This window comes from Beduini sp. (genome assembly GCF_047239305.1).
GTDB lineage: Bacteria > Bacillota_I > Bacilli_A > Erysipelotrichales > Coprobacillaceae > Beduini.
This window is the reverse complement of sequence record NZ_JBKTEM010000001.1, coordinates 432,573-450,181: the sequence shown is the minus strand read 5'-3', so window position 1 is coordinate 450,181 and position 17,609 is coordinate 432,573. Positions and strand designations below refer to the sequence as shown.

Below are 17,609 nucleotides of genomic sequence, written 5' to 3'. Positions count from 1 at the left end.
GAAATCAATGAATTTAAATCAGCTTATCTTATATCGTCCGTTAAAAGTAGAATGTATCATTGAAGAACCGCTTTCTGCTTTTTTAGCGTGGCAAAAGGAACCGGATCAATATGAGATCGATCTTTTTCACCAACTGCTAAAGGTAAAAGAAACATATGCGATTGACGGACAGCTGTTTCAGGTATATATTACACTGCTGCTAGCTTATCATGAAAACTCCTTTACACTGGCACTGGAAAGAAAAGAAGAAATTGATGCTTCTTTAAAAGCTATTGTTTTATCTGACCTTTCTATCATTTATCACTTGTTTCATTATGATTTTTCTTGTCTGAATCCGCTATATCAGCCGATGTTTAAAGACTATAAAATCAAAAAACACATGATGGATCCGCAAGTGCATCACTTATTGTCTGAACTTTGCGATCATTTAGCTAATACATCCTCTATAGAAGCGTTTTATGATGTTTTAAAGGAACACTATTCTACTTACGGAGTAGGCTTCTATGGCTTAAATAAGGCCTTTCGCTATGATCAGCATAAAATCATTCCAATCAGTCATGTAGAGAGCTATACGTTGAGTGATATTGTTGGCTACAGCAGTCAAAAAGAAAAACTGATTGCAAATACAAAAGCGTTTTTATTAGGCGAAAAAGCAAATAATGTATTATTGTATGGAGATAGCGGAACTGGTAAGTCAACCAGTATTAAAGCGATCTTAAATGACTTTTATCAAGATGGCTTGAGAATTGTCGAGGTCTATAAGCATCAGTTTCAGTTTTTGCCGGAGATCATTCATACTTTGCAAAATCGTCATTACAAATTCATTATTTATATGGATGACTTATCTTTTGAAGATTTTGAAACTGAATATAAATATTTAAAAAGCGTTATTGAAGGTGGTTTGGAAGAAAAGCCAAATAACATTATTATTTATGCAACAAGCAATCGCCGTCACCTAATCAAGCAAAGCTGGTCTGAACGACAAAATGTAGATGAAGTTAATTTGAATGACGCTATGCAGGAAAAACTTTCATTGGTTAATCGTTTTGGAATCACTATTTTATATTCTCATCCGGCTAAGGATGAATTCTTAAATATTGTCGATACATTGGCCAAAAAATATCATTTAGAGATGGATCAGGAAGAACTGCATGCGCAGGCTATGATTTGGGAAATTCGCAATGGTGGTTTTTCCGGACGTACAGCAACTCAGTTTATTCAATATATGGTCAATAAAAAGGTATTAGAGACACTCTAATGCCTTTTTTGTGCATTTTAATTTTAATAATCATCGAGTGTGGTATAATATTGTCGTAACAGGAGAAATTTATGAAGAAAATAGACTATAATGATATTGAAGAAATTCGGTCATACATCGATCAGTATGGCTATAATGAATATAACTGCAACATCGTCACATTATTGATGTGGAAAGATGTTTATGAACTTTACTATGAAATTCATGAACATTTTTTTGTCGGCTACTGGCTCTATCATGACCGAGTGAGATGGATGATGCCTTTATGTGATGAAGCTTATTTTAAAGAGGCAGTGGATTTTATGTTAGCGTATTCAAAGCAGCATGGAGTGGATTTTGTTGTGGAAGCAGCAGTGGATCCATTTGTGGAATTGCTAAAGAAATATTATCCTAAAAACACTTTTATATGGCGATTAGAAGAAAATGCTGGGGATTATGTTTATGATGTATCCATGCACGCTACTTTAAAAGGAAAGAAAATGCAGAAAAGACGCAATCATTATAATGCCTTTGTGAAAGAATATGAGGGACGCTTTGAGTTTCTTTCATATCAAAACACTATGAAAGAAGATGTTCTCAGCTTTTTAAATCAATGGAAAGATACCCATGATCGAAAAGAGGATATTGAAGCAGAAATCAACGGAATTGAAGGATTATTAGCGCATTATGATGAGTTAAATCTACTTGGCGGGTGTCTTTATATTGATGGTAAGATCGAAGCGTTCACATTAGCGTCAAAACTATATGAAGATACACTGCAGATTCATGTAGAAAAGGCGAATCGCAGTATTCGTGGTTTATATGTGGCTGTACTGAAGCATTTCTTAAATGAGCATTTAGAATATCATTTTATTAACCGTGAAGATGATCTAGGTCTTCCGGAATTAAGAAAGGCAAAGATGGATCTGCATCCTTTATATCGTCTTGTTAAATATGCGATTGGTCTAAATCAGACAAAACTGATTCGTCCTGGTAATCAGTATACATCACAGATTAAGCAATTATGGTTGGATTCTTTTGCTGATGAGGATGAAAATTCGACAGCCTTTTATTTCAGTAATTTATATGATCCCAAAAATACATACGCAATAGAATGCTATGGCCAGATATTGGCAGCGATGCAGATGAAACCAATGACTTTAAAAGTAGGGGATAAGGAGATTGAAACACACTTTATTGTCGGTGTTTGTACGAAACGAAACTTCAGAGGCAACGGGTTTATGCGAACGATGATGGAAAAAGCACTGGAAGATCATAAAGAGGATCGCTTGTTGATCCTGCAAGCCTATAATTGGGATGTTTACCGTTCTTTTGGCTTTATGGAAGCTTATTATCATAAGATAGCGATCATCAAAAAGCCGTTTGCCAATATTAACGAGTCTGTATACAATTTTAAAGAAGAGGTGGGAGCAACAACCTTACTGGGAGCATACCAACACTTTACTGAGCATTATAATGGCTATCGCATTCGTGATGAAGCTTACTATGAAAATTATTTTATACCATATCATCAAAATGAGAACCATTGTATCCTAACGCTTTATCAAAATGAAAAGTGCATAGGATATATAGTATATGAAAAATCTGATGATGTGATCTTAATTCATGAATCCATTATAGATGATCCGGAAGGATTAAAAGCTGTTCTTAATTATTTATTGTGTGAAGCAAAACAGATTGAGATAAGAATGGCTGACAATATTGAATTAGCTGATAATGAAAAAGCTTTGGCGAATATGGCTGTTCGATATCAAGATAATACATTGAAGGATGAAATAGAAAGATCAGGAACCACATTATTTATCAGTGAAACCCTTTAACAAAGAAGTGAAAAGGCATTGTAATCGTATTACATTAACTCGCCTTTTCCTTTTTTAACAATATATACAACTTCCGATAATGCATATTATGTTAACCAAAATATATAAATAAATACGTTCTGAAAAGAAATACTATATTTTGCTTATATTCCGCAAAAACATAAAAAGCCTAAGGTTATATCTATATATTACCCTAGGCCTTTCTTATAGGTTCATTACTGCCATTATAACAGCAAATAAACAAAAGATAATTCCAATTCCTTCTAAAAAACGATACATGGATATCTTGTATTTTTTATAGTTTTGATGCAGTGCCAATACAGCACTTCCATAAAGCAACACACTTATTGCTGAAAAAGTGATAATTAGTATCGGCACTCCCCTGCAAGTATAACCGGAAGCCAATATGACAGAAGCCAGCAAGTAAGTCAATAGAATGGTTTTTACTAATTTTTTAGGATCTGTAGACATTTTTTATTCTCCTTCATTCAACCTAATATCTATTATAAAGAGGTTTTCGTCTGGTTTCAAGCTGTGTTATAATGTTTAAAGGAGGAATTGATGATGATACAGCATATTGTAATGTTTAAATTTAAAGAAGAAGCCAATGGAAAAAGCAAGCAAGAAAACCTTTTAGAAGCAAAAGAAAGAATGCTGAAGCTAAAAGATGAAATTAAACAGGTTGTTTCATTAGATGTTTATTTTAACGATGAACAAGCTGTAAAGGATAATTATGATTATATCCTCGTTTCAACCTTCCAAACGATGGAGGATTTAAATCAATACCAGGTTCATCCAAGTCATGTTGCCTTTGGACAATATATAGCGCCACTACGTGAATCACGTGTCTGCATTGACTATAAAATTAAAGATTAGAAAAAAAGACTTGTAAAAGTCTTTTTATAATAGATTTAAGATGGAATTTCCAATGAGCGGCAGCTGACAATTAAAGTTATCTGCAATAGTCGCACCTACTGTGGCAAAGCTATCTAAATCTCCAAGATTCTGATTTCCTTTTAATTTCTTTGAATAAAGTATTAACGGCACTTGTTCACGTGTATGATCACTGCCTTTGAATGTAGGGTCATTACCATGATCCGCTGTGATAATCAGCAGATCATCTTCGTTTAGCTGATACATAAGATCATTTAGCTGCTGATCAAATCTCTCTAAGGCTTTTCCATAACCAATTGGATCACGACGATGACCGTATAGAGAATCAAAATCAACTAAATTGATAAACGCCAAACCTGTAAAATCAGTTTGTGCAAGGGCAATTGTCTTATCCATGCCATCTTCATTGCTTTTTGTCATAATCGCTTTAGTAACGCCCTGACCGCAGAAAATATCATTGATTTTTCCAATGGCGATAACATCCAGCCCATTATCTTTCAAAATATTTAAAACCGTACGATCAAAAGGTTCTAAAGCCCAATCATGGCGATTGGATGTACGCTGGAACTCTCCTTTTTTCTCTCCGATAAACGGTCTTGCAATAACACGCCCAACCTTCCATTCATCCTTTAAAAGCAATTCACGAGCAATTTTACAGCAGCGATATAATTCATCTAGCCCAATGTATTTTTCGTGAGCGGCAATCTGAAATACGGAATCCGCAGATGTATAGACAATCAGTTCTTTGTTTTTAATTTGTTGTTCACCAAACAAGTCTATGATTTCAGTTCCGCTGGCAGCAATATTACCAATCGTTTTATAACCTGTTTTTTCTTCAAATTCTTTAATAAAAGCTTCAGGAAATCCTGTTTCCGTAAAGGTTTTAAATGGCTTTTCCACTTTTAATCCCATCAATTCATAATGACCGGTCATAGTATCTTTGCCATTGCTTATCTCGTTTAATTTACCAACAGTCCCAAAATATCCAGGTAATTTATAAATCCCGTTAAAGTCACCTAATTCACCCAGTCCTAATCCTTCAAGGTTAGGAACTTCGATCTGCGGATATTGATCACAAATATGTTTTAATGTGTTCGTTCCCTGATCCCCATAAGATTCAGCATCTTTTGCGTTTCCTATCCCCAGTGAATCCAATACAATTGTAAATATCCGTTTATACTTATACATTTTCCTTTTCCTCCTGTTGCTTACTGCGGGGATGAAATTTTTTATATTCATCGATCATTTTTTGATTTGTAACATGAGTATAGATGGTGGTAGTTGAGATGTTGGAATGTCCTAACATCTCTTGAATAGAACGCAAATCCGCGCCATGATTTAACAGATGGGTGGCAAAACTATGCCTTAGTGTATGGGGCGTAATATTCTTTTTAATATTTGCCTGCAACGCATTTTGTTTAATCATTTTCCAAAATGACTGACGTGAAAGCGACTGTCCCTTGTAGTTTAGGAATAAATAGTTTGAATCATGACCTTTCATTAACAAAGGACGATAATCCTGCATATATTCATTGAGTATCTCAATCATATAATCGGCAATCGGAACCATTCTCTCTTTTGATCCCTTCCCAAAACAACGAATAAGATTCATTGTTAAATGCAAATCGTTGATTGTTAAATTGACTAATTCACTGATTCTGAGCCCAGCGGCATACATCAATTCCAACATGCAAAAATCACGATAATACAACGCATTTTCTCTTGCCTTAGCATAAGCGACATTCATCAGATCTTCTACTTCCTGCTCGTTTAATACAACCGGAAGATCTTTATCTAACTTTGGAAATTTTATACTGACCATCGGATCAATCTCCAAAATCCCTTCACGCATGCAAAATTTAAAAAAATTATTCAGCGTTGAAGCATTATGTGAAATCGTTCTTTTTTTTAAAGCCTGCTCGTTTAAATAACTGAAATAATCCAATATATCGTTCTTGCTGATTTCCCTGATTTCTTTCTTTTTAATAAAATATTCCCTAAACTTTTTCAGTTCCGTCATATAAGAAGCAACACTTTGATTGGATAATCCCTTTTCAATTCGAATATACTGCTTATATTCGCTGATTGCTTCATCAATGCTATACTTCATGTTATCACCATTTTAAATTATAGCATTGTTTAAATGTTCGACCAACTATTATGCTAATAATTTTTTGATTATTGCTATAGCTTCATCATATATGTTTTAAATATGATGCTGATGAAAAAGATAAAAATCGAAATAAATCCGTAGTTTAAATACTGATGCAGAATTTCAGAGGGGCGGATGGCTTCTTTAAAAACAAATGTGACCGCAAAAATATTGATGGCAATTTCGATGCAGCCTACAAGTAAAACAGCTACACTTCCCCACTGCATCAAAAGAAAAACTAAATCTATAATAAAGCCAAAAACATGCTGAAACTGCGAACATAAACTATATAAATAGACACCGTTATGTATGCCGTACAGAAAGATAAAGGCACCAAAAGTAATGACACCTAAGACATGCAGGGAATTAAAAATAAGTAAAATATAAATAAATAGGATTAGATACATATAATTTTTAATATTATCTAAAGTGATTAAATGGTTAATGTACGTGGTTTGAAAAAGGATCATTGGCTGATGTAAAAGTTTCATTGTCAGACCAAGAAAAAAACCACCGCCAAATAAAATTATCATAAAAAGATAAATATACTGGTAATGGTTAAAATGCTTCGATATTGCTGTATTCATAGTATCACCTCAATTTATAGTATGAATACGCATGTTTTTTTATTCTTCATCGATATATTTTTTTTGATGATTTGTCTGACTTAACAATTTTGAGGCTTTTGTCAGCTTAACCGAATTTGGCAGCTGCTGTTGAATCGAACGAATCACTTCATCGGTTTTGGAGTCTTCAATTTTTTCTTCCTCGTAATTAAAAAGAGAAAGCTGTTTTGAATAATCTTTTCGAGCGATGACGTTGCTTAAACTGACTCCTGCTAAACGAATCGGCTGATCATCATAGTTAAGATCAAACAAAAGCAAAGCCGTCTCATAGATAATATCAAAATCATTGGTTGCGGTTTCTAGGCGATAGGTTCGATTAATGCTGAGTTCGCGCGTATATTTTAAAGTAATCGTTACATTATTAGAAATTAAATCACGTTTTTTTGCCCGCTGTGAAACCTGCATTGACAACCGTTTCAAATGTTCTTTAATGACATCAACATCACTAGTGTCTTTTTCTAAAGTGGTAGAATTTCCAACGGACTGCAGCTGATTGTGAGCACTGTTTAATTTAACGGCATCATTTCCGTTAGCACGATTATAAAAAAGCAGTGCATTCTTTCCTAAATATTGCTTAATAATGTCATAGTTTTCTTTACTGGCAAAATCACCGATCGTGATAATCCCATGTTGATTTAATTTTACAGCGGTCTTTTTACCGATGCCATGGATTGTCCCTACCGGCAACGGCCATAGAAAAGACTGAATATTCGTTTTGGTAAGTACCGTAATACCATTCGGTTTTTTTAAATCACTTCCCATTTTAGATAAAAAACGATTATGAGAAATACCGATCGAACAGCCAATATGTAATGTATCCATCACCTGTTTTTGAATCTGACTAGCCAATTCGATCGCATTTTCATACTCGTATACGATATCTGTTACATCTACATAGCATTCATCAATACTTGCTATTTCAAATTCCGATGTATAATGAGCAATAATTTTAAAGAACTGTTCCGATATTGATTTATAGTAATTCATATCCACTGGTAAAATCACAAGATGTTTACAAAGCTTTTGAGCTTGGAATAAGGGCATTGCAGAATGAACTCCATATTTTCTTGCGCTATAGGACGCTGTCGTGATCACTCCACGACGTGAATTTCCGGCAATCACGACAGGCTTATCGGCAAGTGAAGGATTTCTTGCAATTTCGCAGCTTGCATAGAATGAATTAAGATCAATATGGAAGATAATCGGCATTATTGAAAACGATTCATTCCTACTGCAGTTGTTTTTGTTTTATGTGCCAATCTTAATTTATCTGAGATCATTGCAATAAACTCTGAATTAGTTGGCTTAGATTTAGTTGCTGATACTGTATATCCGAAGATTTCATCAATTGCATCAGTATTCCCCCTATTCCATGCTACCTCGATTGCGTGGCGGATAGCTCTTTCTACTCTTGAAGAAGTAGTGTTATACATTCTGGCAATATCAGGATATAAAACTTTTGTTACCTGTCCTAAAATATCTGGATTGTAATAAGTTTCCATAATAGAAGAACGAAGATACATATAGCCTTTAATATGAGCTGGAATGCCTACTTCATGTAAGATTTCTGTGATTTCATTTTCCAGTTTTACTTTTTGATACTTTTCCAATTCGTCATTGCCTAGACGTGACAAGTCATCGTTTTGAAAATTTACAATTTCATTGATAGATTTAACAAAATAATTTAAATCCAATGGTTTTCTAAAACAATAATGGACGTTATATGCGTTCAGCATTTGTGACATCATGTCAGACATAAAGTCTGATAAGCAGACAATTTTTATATTTGGATTATAATTCTTTGAAGTAAAATACTCTTTTAAGACGACAAGCCCATCAATACCAGAAAGCATTAAATCGATGATTAATAAATCATAATGTTTTCTGTTTAACTTGTCCAAACATTCATTTCCATTAGCGGCTGTGTCGATCAAATTCAAAATCTTAGTTTCAGAAAATTTTGAAATGATTTGTTCAGTTAATGCAACGTTGTCTTGTGCAATGAGTGTTTTAATCGTATTCATTTTAGTTTCTCCTATTTAGAGTTCCTAAACTATCGGCAAGGTCTAGTATATATCCTTTTTCGAGTAAAATAAATATTTTCTTTGTAAAATTTTTAAAATATTTCAATAATCTTTAAAAATGTATTGCATACATGTATTATTTCGACAAATTCATCTTTGCTTTGTCACTTCTTGTTGGAATAATAAATAATAAAGGGCATTTTCTGCCCTTTATTATTGCTTCATCTGATCACTGACCTGAAGCATCCATTCGATGTAGACACCATATCCAACTTTTTGATCTTTCCCGTTTACATGAGATACTGCTCCGATAATCTTGCCGTTTTGTAAGATTGGAGAACCGCTCATTCCCTGAATAACACCATTTGTTTTTTCTAAGAATGACGGATCTGTGACTTTAAAGCATATTCCTTTTTGTCCAGCTTCCGCCTGCGGCTTTAATTCAGTAATCTCGATTTCTACCTTCTGTACATTTTGACCATCAATAACGGTCAATAAATAGGCAGTTCCAAGTGTTGTTTCACTGATTGACGCTGTTTCCATCGTCTCACCGTCCATCGTCCCATAATAATAGCCATAGACCCCTATTTCGTTATTGTAGACCACTTCTCCTAGAACCTTATCATCTTCCACCACAGCGATTTTTTCACCTGTTTTAGAAGAGCTGTTTTTAACAACATCTTTTACATAAGATTCAAAGACGGTCCCTTTAGCAAACTGCAAATCAAAATCTTGATCACTTAAAGAATGCCCTAAAGATGCAAATGTGTGATTTTGAGGATCATAATAGGTCATTGTGCCAATTCCAATTGTAGAATCTTTCACATATAAACCCGTCTTAAATGTCCCAGTCGCTTGGTCGTAGTTTACATTCAATGTTCTTTGTAGCGATTCATTGTTTCGAGTGATCGAGAGGACTGTTGATTTGTTGCTTTCGATAGCAGTTTGAATTTCATTGGCTAATAAAGAAATATTTTCGACTTTATTCCCATTGATATGGGTAATCAAATCTCCGGGATGGATATCGTTATTCACCGGATTGACTGTCTGAGAATCAACTGCATAATCATAGGTGCCTGTGACTAGCACGCCGTCATATGCCAGCGCAATCCCAACAGAATCTCCACCACAGATCACTGTGGCAGCAAAAGCGGAAATGGTTGTCAAACAAAGCATGGAGAGTACAATTGCAAACTTTAACAACTTTTTAACCAAGCTCATCATCCTCTGTAGCAAAGCTACAATGTTATTATGGAATAAAAAAGCAGCTTCATGCTATAAAGCTGCAACTTGTGCTAAAAGCGTTTGTGCCTGTTTTAAGGCTTCTTGACTAATCATATCCCCTGAAAGCATTTTAGCGATTTCTTCGATACGTTCTTCCCGATTTAACACTGATACTTTTGTTTTAGTATCTTTATTTTGAATGTATTTAGAAACATACAGATGACAATCGGCAAAGCTCGCAACTTGCGGTAAATGTGTAATACAAAGCACCTGCTTGTTTTTAGCGATTCGCTTCATTTTTTGTCCGATCGCATAGGCAACTTTTCCGCTGACGCCCGTATCCACTTCATCAAAAATGATTGTTGAAATGGAAGTCTGATCGAGTAAGATCGTTTTTAAAGCCAGCATAATACGCGATAATTCACCGCCGGAAGCCACTTCAGAAACGGGATGCATCGGCTGTCCTAAATTCGTCGTAATCATAAATTCAATCTTATCGTGACCGCTTTTTGATAATTCACCAACTTGTACCTGCACTTCAAAACGGGCATGCTCCATATACAGCAAGTGTAGTTCCTGCGTTATTTTCTTAGAGATATCTTTTGCCGCTTTTTCTCTAATAGTGTGTAGTTTATCCGCAAGTTTTATACATTTTTCCTTTTGTTCTAAAATGAGTTTATCCAATTCTGACAAAACTTGTTCACGATTATTCAAAAATTGAATTTTATCTTCTATTTCTTTCTTTTTTTCTAAGACCATTTCTACAGACGGACCATATTTTCTCTTTAATCGCTGTATCGTAAACAACAGATCCTGAACTTCGTTAAAACGATATTCATCAAAATCCAACGCATAATAGGTATCCATGATTTTTTCGGAAACATCTTCGCTTTTGTAATATAAATCATACAATTCGTTATACAGTGCTTCAAACTCTTCAAGATCTGCAATATCATCCAATGCCTTGATTCCCAAATAAAACTTAGATAAAGCACCTTCATCCTGCTGAATATACTGACGAAAGACATTAATGCTTTTTTGTACTTTCTCAAAGTTTTGCAGCTGTAGTTTTTCTTTTTCCAATTCTTCTACCGATTCGTTTTCAAAATCAAATTGATTGATTTCATCCAGCTGACTTTGATAGAAGTCCATCTGCTCATAATTCTCTTCTTCGTTTTCTAAGCTTTTCTTTTTAGACAAAGTATCACAATAAGCCTGAAAACTTTTTTTATATTGTTCTAAAAGGGAGTATAAACCGCCACCGCAGTAATGATCTAAAATGTCAAGGTAATGCTTATTGTTCAACAACTCTGTATTATCAAACTGAGAATGAATATCAATCGCTAAAGGAACGATCTGTTTCAGCAATGAAGCCGGAACTGTACGATAATTAATCTTACAAATACTTTTTCCATTGCTCAGCAATTCTTTTGATACATATAAGTTATCATCTTCATTATCAATATTTGCCTCTTTCAGCACGCTTAAAACAGCATCATTATTAGAGATGTCCAATATAGCTTCAATAAAAGCTTTTTCTTCGCCATTTTTAATAAATGCAGTGTTGGCACGATCGCCCAACAACTGTCCGATTGCATCAATAATAATGGATTTACCTGCCCCGGTTTCTCCCGTTAAAACAGTCATTCCATCATTAAATGTAATTCTGCTTTCAGCAATAATCGCAAAGTTTTTGATCAATAATTCCTGGATCATTTAAGTTCACCTACTTTCCAAAATAATCTGACGCCTCTGTCACCACTTCTTTAAAATTAAATTTTTCTGTTTGCTCGCCCTTTTCAAATAAAGCTAGAAATTCCACATTTCCCTGTCCACCTGTGATTGGTGAATACGTAAGTCCTGTCATTTTAAATCCTTCTTCATTCGCATAGCCTAAAACTTTTTCTAATACATCAAGATGAACCGCCGGGTCCTTGATAATTCCTTTTTTACCAACTTGCTCCTTGCCAGCCTCAAACTGTGGCTTGATCAAAGCAACAACTTGTCCATCTTCCTTTATAATTTCAGACAGTTTTGGGAAAATATGCTTTAAAGAAATAAAGGAAACATCAATGGAACAAAAATCCGGTCGACCAAATTCAAAACGTTCAATCTCCACATAACGAAAGTTAGTCTGTTCCATCACAACAACACGGGGATCGTTTCGTAATTGCCATACCAGCTGATTTGTCCCTACATCTAACGCATAGACCAGTTTAATGCCATTTTGAAGTCCGCAATCACTAAATCCTCCTGTAGAAGAGCCAATATCCAGCATAATCTTGTCTTTTAAATCCAGCTGGTACACTTCAATTGCTTTTTCCAGTTTTAAACCGCCGCGCGATACATATTTAAGTTTTTGTCCTTTGACATATAGATTAGATTCGATGTCAATTTTAGTTCCCGGTTTATCAATTCGGTCATGATCATCATAAACGATCCCCGCCATCACTGCTCGCTTAGCTTTTTCACGCGAATCAAAGAATCCCTTTTCTACTAATAATACATCTATTCGTTCTTTTTTCATTATAATACCTTCTTTAAATGGATATCTAAGTTTTTCATATCCAGATTCTCTAATTCAAGCAATTGGTCAATCTTTCCTTGCGGCGTATAGTGATCATCAATCGCTAAATGTACTGTATCTATCACCAAATGATGATCATTAAAATATTCATTGATATAAAGCCCTAAAGAAGCATTCTTCATATCTGTTTCATAAATAATTAAATGTTCATACTTTTGCGCAATTCTTTGCAGCATTGCTTCATCCATCGGTTTTAAGAAACGTGCATTAATCACATCTACATTATAATTATTCGCTTTAATATGCTGGATTACTCTTTGAACTTTATCATCATAAGTCAAAACTGCCACTTTCGCATTATCTTGTGATAAAGGAGTGGTCCATGTTCCGATTTTCAAATAATGATTAACTAATACATCCTGATTTTTTGTCATTTGCTTTGATATACGGATAATATATGGACGATCTGATAAATGAAAAGCGGTATTGATAAATTCTTTCGCTTCTTGTGCATTGCTTGGTGTAAAAATAACTAGATTAGGGACAGCCATTAAAAAACCAATGTCAAAAACTCCATGATGAGTTTCTCCGTCTTCTCCTACAAATCCGGCGCGATCTACTGAAATCAACAAAGGCAGTTTCATTCTGGCAGCATCATGATTGATTTGATCATAAGCACGTTGCAGAAAAGAGGAATAAACAGAGATAAATGGTTTTTTACCCGCTTTCGCAAGACCACAGGCGAAAGTGACGGCATGCTGTTCCGCAATACCTACATCAAAGGAACGCTTTGGATAATCACGGAATATTTTCTCCATTCTTGAACCGGAGATCATAGCCGGAGTAATAGCGACTATTTCTTGATCAAAAGCCATTGCTTTATAAACCTGTTCGGATACAATTTCTGACCAGCTTACTTCATTTTCTTTTGCTTTTTTCAAGCTTTCCCCGGTTGTAATATCAAAAGGACTGATGCCATGCCACTTCCCTTCAACATCATTTTCAGCGAATGGATAACCTTTCCCTTTTTTAGTCAGCACATGAACAACGATACTTCCGGAAGAATCCTTGGCTTTATTCAGTGCGCGAATCAGATCTTTAAAATCATGACCATCGATCGGTCCTAAATAATCTACACCAAATTCAGTAAAAATCGTATCATCAATCAAATTCTTTTTGATCGATTCTTTTACTGCAGAAGATACTTTATATAACGGTTTTCCTAAAGGAATGTGTGACAGCATTTCTTTATATTCCTGTTTAGCTTTATTATATGCCATTGACGTACGTAATTCAGAAAGAAAGTTGTTAACTCCGCCCACATTTTTTGAAATAGACATCTGATTGTCATTTAATATAATAATCACTTTAGAATGGGTAGAACCTAAATGATTCAATGCTTCTAAAGAAGCTCCCCCAACCATTGCAGCATCTCCGATAACGGGAATAATTTCATATTGTTCTTCATCTAAATCACGTGCCATTGCCATTCCTACTGCTGCTGATAAAGCGGTTGAGGAATGACCTGCTTCCCATGCATCATATTCGCTTTCACAGCATTTTTGAAATCCGGATAACCCACCTAACTGTCTTAATGTATCAAAGCGATCGGCTCTGCCCGTTAAAATTTTATGTGTATAGCTTTGATGTCCAACATCAAAGAAAATCTTATCTTCCGGTGCATCAAAAACATAATGCAAAGCGATCGTCAATTCAATGATGCCTAAATTACTTGAAAGATGCCCCCCAGTTTTAGCGACACTGTTAATGATAAAGTGGCGAATATCACCGGCTAAGCTTTCTAGCTGTTCGGTAGTTAAATTCTTTAAAAAATGAGGATCTTTAATCTTTGAAATGTCCATTATTTCACCCTTTTCAAAATAGCCTGAACGACTTCAATCATAATGCCATGGTTAATTTTTAATTTGTAAATGCACTCCAATGCCTTTTTAAAATAGTCTTTCACTAATTCTTGCGATGCTTCTAGTCCTAATAATGAAACATACGTTGATTTATTATTTTCGATGTCACTGCCTACTTTTTTACCAATAACAGCTTCATCACCGGTCACATCTAAAATATCATCTTGAATCTGATAAGCCAAGCCAATCGTCTCTCCTAATTCAAGAAAAACATCCTTCTGTATAGGAGCAACGATTTCTGCAGCCATCAATAAAGGCGCTGTGATCAGTTTGCCTGTCTTATGGGTATGAATATTGATAAGTTCTTCTATCGTTGCCTGCTTATTTTCAAAGCGGAGATCTTCTTGTTGTCCGTAAATCATCCCATCTTGTCCGCTTGCTTCAGCTAAAATTTGAATGCAATGTATTTTTTTATTGTCTCCTATATTAGCTTGGCTTAGAATACTGAAAGCTTGCGTTAATAATGCATCTCCCGCTAAAATAGCAGTAGCTTCATCAAACTGCTTATGGCAGGTTTTTCGACCGCGACGCAGATCGTCATCATCCATTGCTGGCAAATCATCATGAATTAAAGAATAGGTATGCACCATTTCAACACTGCAGGCAATATCTATGTAAGCTGAATAATCAATGCCATAGGCTTGCAGCACTTTTAAAAACAAAATAGGTCGCAAACGTTTTCCCGGTGCTAACAAAGAATAATACATTGCTTCTTTAACCGGTCCATCTTTTAGTGAATCTAAAGCATGAGCCAAATAGTTATCTATTTGTTTTTTCATTTTTTCCATCGGTTTAATCCTGACTTTCTTTACTACCAATAATTTCTACGACTTGTTTTTCAAAATGTGTCAGTTTATCATTGCATAATTTAGAGAGATCCATTCCCTCTTGAAACAACTTAATAGATTCTTCTAAAGGTTCTTCATTCTTCTCTAATATTTTTACGATTTCATCTAATCGTTTCATTGCTTCTTCTAATGTAATCTCTGCCATACTCTTACTCCTTTACAGTGGCTTTAATCGTGCCATCACTTAAACGTATGGCAATTTCATCATTCGCTTTAACTTGCTGAATGCTATCAATGACATGCCCATTCGTTTCAACAATGGCATAGCCTCTTTTTAAAATATTTAACGGACTTAACAGCTGTAATTGTTCTAAAAGCTGCCTAAAGTTTTGTTTTTTTGTATTCATTTTCTGCACTAAGGCATATTGCATCTGCTGAGTCTGCTGTTCAATCGTGTAATATTGCTTTTGAATAAACTGCTGTGTCATCGGCAGAATTTTTTGATCCTGCTGACTGAGCAGATAGCGGTATTGCCTTAAAATTAATGTCATCTGCTGTTTTAAAAAGATGGCATGCATCGCTGCTTTTTCTTGTTGCTTAGCGATCATTCTTTGCGGTTCTTTTAAACATGGGTGCTGACTGAGATGACTTAGTTTTGTTTTCGTATTTTCTAACTGGTGCATCATCAATGTTTGAAGATAATCCATTGTCGCATCATTTTGCATCAGTAATTCATTTAAATCGGGAACCGCTGCCGTTGCCGCCGCCGTTGGCGTTGCCGCACGCAGATCCGCTACATAATCCACCAATGTCGTATCTACTTCATGTCCTACCCCGCTGATCAGTGGAGTTTGACACATATAAACGGTTCGTACTAATTCTTCATTATTAAAATTCCACAAATCTTCCAAAGAACCTCCTCCACGAGCTAAGATAAGAACATCCAGTTTCATGGAATCTGCTTGCTTTAAACAATCAATGATATTTAGATAGGCAGTTTCTCCCTGAACCAATGTTGGAAACAGTTTGATTTTAACTAGTGGGAACCGATTATGCACAGTACGCAAAATATCTTCTAAAGCCGCACTTGGGTAAGCGGTGATAATTCCTATTTCTTCTGGATACACAGGAATTGTTTTCTTGTGTGTATCATCAAACAATCCTTCATTATATAATTTCTTTTTTAACTGTTCAAATTGAATATAGAGATTTCCTATGCCATCTAGCTCCACATGATAAACATACAGCTGAAAATTACCGGCTGCCACATATACAGAAATACTGCCGACAATCAATACTTTCATTCCGTTTTCTAAACGAATCTTCAACTTTTGAACATAACTTGAAAACATCACAGCATTAATTCTTGATTTTTCATCTTTTAAGGTAAAATAATAATGCCCTGAACTATGTAATTTTAAGTTAGAAATTTCCCCTTGCAGAAATATTTTTTGCAGATGTACATCCTGATCTAATTTTGCTTTTAAATAATTATTTAAGGCACTGACTGTTAAATAACGCTGTTCCATTAAATCAGTGAGTGCAGTACACCATTAATATACTTATATGACTCTTCATCACAATAAGTTTTCGCTATTAAAATAGCTTCATTAATGATAACCCCTTTAGCTAGATCAGAATCCAACATTTCAGATGTTGCTACTAGAAGAATTGCCTGTTCCATCTTACTTAAACGTTCCCATGTCCATCCTTTTTTCAGATGCTTTGAAATTTCATTGCGATACTGATCTAAATTTAATAAAGTTGTATCAATCAGCGTCTTGCAAAAAGTGTACGTTGCTTCATCTTCCATGATTGTTTTATTTTCTGATATATATGTTTCAATCTCTTCTAAACTATGATCTACAAGCAAATATTGATAAATTGCAATCATTGCTGTTTCTCTAGCTATTTGACGACGTGTTTTAGCCATTCCTAAAATCCTCCAATATGTATTTATACAATTTAATATAATATCATAAGATAACAAAAAAAACCAGTTTTTAAACTGGTTAAAATTCAATCCCGATCACATTAACATTAATTGCTTTTGGTGAAACATTGCTCATATCAAAGATCGCACGTGTTACCCGCTCCTGAATCTCCTTTGAAGCTTTGCTTGCCAAAATTCCGTATGAAATTTTAGTGTTGATTGTCATTGTTAAATCGGTGCCGTCAAGTTCACTTAAAATACCATTTTTTCCACTTACATGGACACCTTCAATTTCATCAATTGATTTTTCTGCAATAAGGTTAAATACCGGTAAACCGATACAGATTTTACCTAATTTTTCGTTTGCTGGATTACTATAATAAATACTTTGAGCCATATCGATCATTCTCCTTTACTACTTAACTCTATTGTATAAAAAAC

18 protein-coding genes are annotated in these 17,609 nt (G+C 34.8%); 3 read left to right on the top strand and 15 right to left on the bottom strand.

Annotation, left to right across the window (positions count from 1 at the left end; translation table 11 throughout):
* The first annotated feature begins 7 nt into the window (after window positions 1-7).
* Both ACLRVU_RS02370 and ACLRVU_RS02365 read left to right on the top strand, forming a co-directional pair.
* Window positions 8-1,258, top strand: a complete 1,251-nt coding sequence (locus ACLRVU_RS02370; RefSeq protein WP_147548775.1) for an ATP-binding protein — start codon at window positions 8-10, stop codon at window positions 1,256-1,258.
* Between the two features lie 71 nt (window positions 1,259-1,329).
* Window positions 1,330-3,078, top strand: a complete 1,749-nt coding sequence (locus ACLRVU_RS02365; protein ID WP_147548773.1) for a GNAT family N-acetyltransferase — start codon at window positions 1,330-1,332, stop codon at window positions 3,076-3,078.
* Between the two features lie 204 nt (window positions 3,079-3,282).
* Here ACLRVU_RS02365 and ACLRVU_RS02360 read toward each other — a convergent pair whose 3' ends face one another.
* Window positions 3,283-3,549 (bottom strand): hypothetical protein, encoded by a 267-nt coding sequence (locus ACLRVU_RS02360; protein ID WP_412890521.1) that lies wholly within the window; start codon window positions 3,547-3,549, stop codon window positions 3,283-3,285.
* A gap of 90 nt (window positions 3,550-3,639) precedes the next feature.
* Here ACLRVU_RS02360 and ACLRVU_RS02355 point away from each other — a divergent pair, with 90 nt between their 5' ends.
* Window positions 3,640-3,954 (top strand): Dabb family protein, encoded by a 315-nt coding sequence (locus ACLRVU_RS02355; RefSeq protein WP_412890520.1) that lies wholly within the window; start codon window positions 3,640-3,642, stop codon window positions 3,952-3,954.
* Between the two features lie 24 nt (window positions 3,955-3,978).
* Here the strand turns inward: ACLRVU_RS02355 and ACLRVU_RS02350 are convergent, their stop codons facing one another.
* The 14 genes from ACLRVU_RS02350 to ACLRVU_RS02285 all read right to left on the bottom strand — a co-directional run bounded on the left by ACLRVU_RS02350 (window position 3,979) and on the right by ACLRVU_RS02285 (window position 17,565).
* A complete protein-coding gene (locus ACLRVU_RS02350) occupies window positions 3,979-5,160 on the bottom strand; it encodes a phosphopentomutase (protein ID WP_412890519.1) in 1,182 nt (393 codons plus the stop codon).
* The gene (gene xerD / locus ACLRVU_RS02345; protein WP_412890518.1) at window positions 5,153-6,082 is read right to left on the bottom strand and encodes a site-specific tyrosine recombinase XerD; all 930 of its coding nucleotides are present in this window, start codon (window positions 6,080-6,082) and stop codon (window positions 5,153-5,155) included. Before xerD ends, ACLRVU_RS02350 begins: the two co-directional genes overlap by 8 nt.
* Window positions 6,083-6,156: 74 nt before the next feature.
* A complete protein-coding gene (locus tag ACLRVU_RS02340) occupies window positions 6,157-6,711 on the bottom strand; it encodes a hypothetical protein (RefSeq protein ID WP_412890517.1) in 555 nt (184 codons plus the stop codon).
* 39 nt (window positions 6,712-6,750) lie between these two features.
* Window positions 6,751-7,959 carry a DNA polymerase IV gene (locus ACLRVU_RS02335; protein ID WP_412890516.1) on the bottom strand — a complete coding sequence of 403 codons (1,209 nt, stop codon included), beginning with the start codon at window positions 7,957-7,959 and terminating at the stop codon, window positions 6,751-6,753.
* Window positions 7,959-8,774, bottom strand: a complete 816-nt coding sequence (gene spo0A, locus ACLRVU_RS02330) for a sporulation transcription factor Spo0A (protein WP_041139286.1) — start codon at window positions 8,772-8,774, stop codon at window positions 7,959-7,961. The genes ACLRVU_RS02335 and spo0A overlap by 1 nt, the downstream gene beginning before the upstream one ends.
* 213 nt (window positions 8,775-8,987) lie before the next feature.
* On the bottom strand, window positions 8,988-9,989 hold the full coding sequence (locus tag ACLRVU_RS02325) for a SpoIVB peptidase S55 domain-containing protein (RefSeq protein ID WP_412890515.1): 1,002 nt from the start codon (window positions 9,987-9,989) through the stop codon (window positions 8,988-8,990).
* A 60-nt stretch (window positions 9,990-10,049) separates the two neighbouring features.
* Window positions 10,050-11,714: a DNA repair protein RecN gene (gene recN, locus ACLRVU_RS02320; protein ID WP_412890514.1), complete on the bottom strand. Its 1,665-nt coding sequence runs from the start codon at window positions 11,712-11,714 to the stop codon at window positions 10,050-10,052.
* A gap of 10 nt (window positions 11,715-11,724) precedes the next feature.
* Window positions 11,725-12,525 (bottom strand): TlyA family RNA methyltransferase, encoded by an 801-nt coding sequence (locus ACLRVU_RS02315; RefSeq protein WP_412890513.1) that lies wholly within the window; start codon window positions 12,523-12,525, stop codon window positions 11,725-11,727.
* Window positions 12,525-14,387 carry a 1-deoxy-D-xylulose-5-phosphate synthase gene (dxs, locus tag ACLRVU_RS02310; RefSeq protein ID WP_412890512.1) on the bottom strand — a complete coding sequence of 621 codons (1,863 nt, stop codon included), beginning with the start codon at window positions 14,385-14,387 and terminating at the stop codon, window positions 12,525-12,527. The genes ACLRVU_RS02315 and dxs overlap by 1 nt, the downstream gene beginning before the upstream one ends.
* Window positions 14,387-15,235, bottom strand: a complete 849-nt coding sequence (locus ACLRVU_RS02305; RefSeq protein WP_412890511.1) for a polyprenyl synthetase family protein — start codon at window positions 15,233-15,235, stop codon at window positions 14,387-14,389. The genes dxs and ACLRVU_RS02305 overlap by 1 nt, the downstream gene beginning before the upstream one ends.
* Before the next feature lie 4 nt (window positions 15,236-15,239).
* Entirely contained in the window at window positions 15,240-15,440 is a 201-nt protein-coding gene (gene xseB / locus ACLRVU_RS02300) for an exodeoxyribonuclease VII small subunit (RefSeq protein ID WP_147548751.1), read from the bottom strand.
* Window positions 15,441-15,444: 4 nt separating this feature from the next.
* Window positions 15,445-16,764, bottom strand: a complete 1,320-nt coding sequence (xseA, locus tag ACLRVU_RS02295; protein ID WP_147548749.1) for an exodeoxyribonuclease VII large subunit — start codon at window positions 16,762-16,764, stop codon at window positions 15,445-15,447.
* Window positions 16,764-17,168, bottom strand: a complete 405-nt coding sequence (gene nusB / locus ACLRVU_RS02290) for a transcription antitermination factor NusB (protein ID WP_147548747.1) — start codon at window positions 17,166-17,168, stop codon at window positions 16,764-16,766. The genes xseA and nusB overlap by 1 nt, the downstream gene beginning before the upstream one ends.
* 79 nt (window positions 17,169-17,247) lie before the next feature.
* The gene (locus tag ACLRVU_RS02285) at window positions 17,248-17,565 is read right to left on the bottom strand and encodes an Asp23/Gls24 family envelope stress response protein (protein WP_412096668.1); all 318 of its coding nucleotides are present in this window, start codon (window positions 17,563-17,565) and stop codon (window positions 17,248-17,250) included.
* Between the last annotated feature and the right edge of the window lie 44 nt (window positions 17,566-17,609).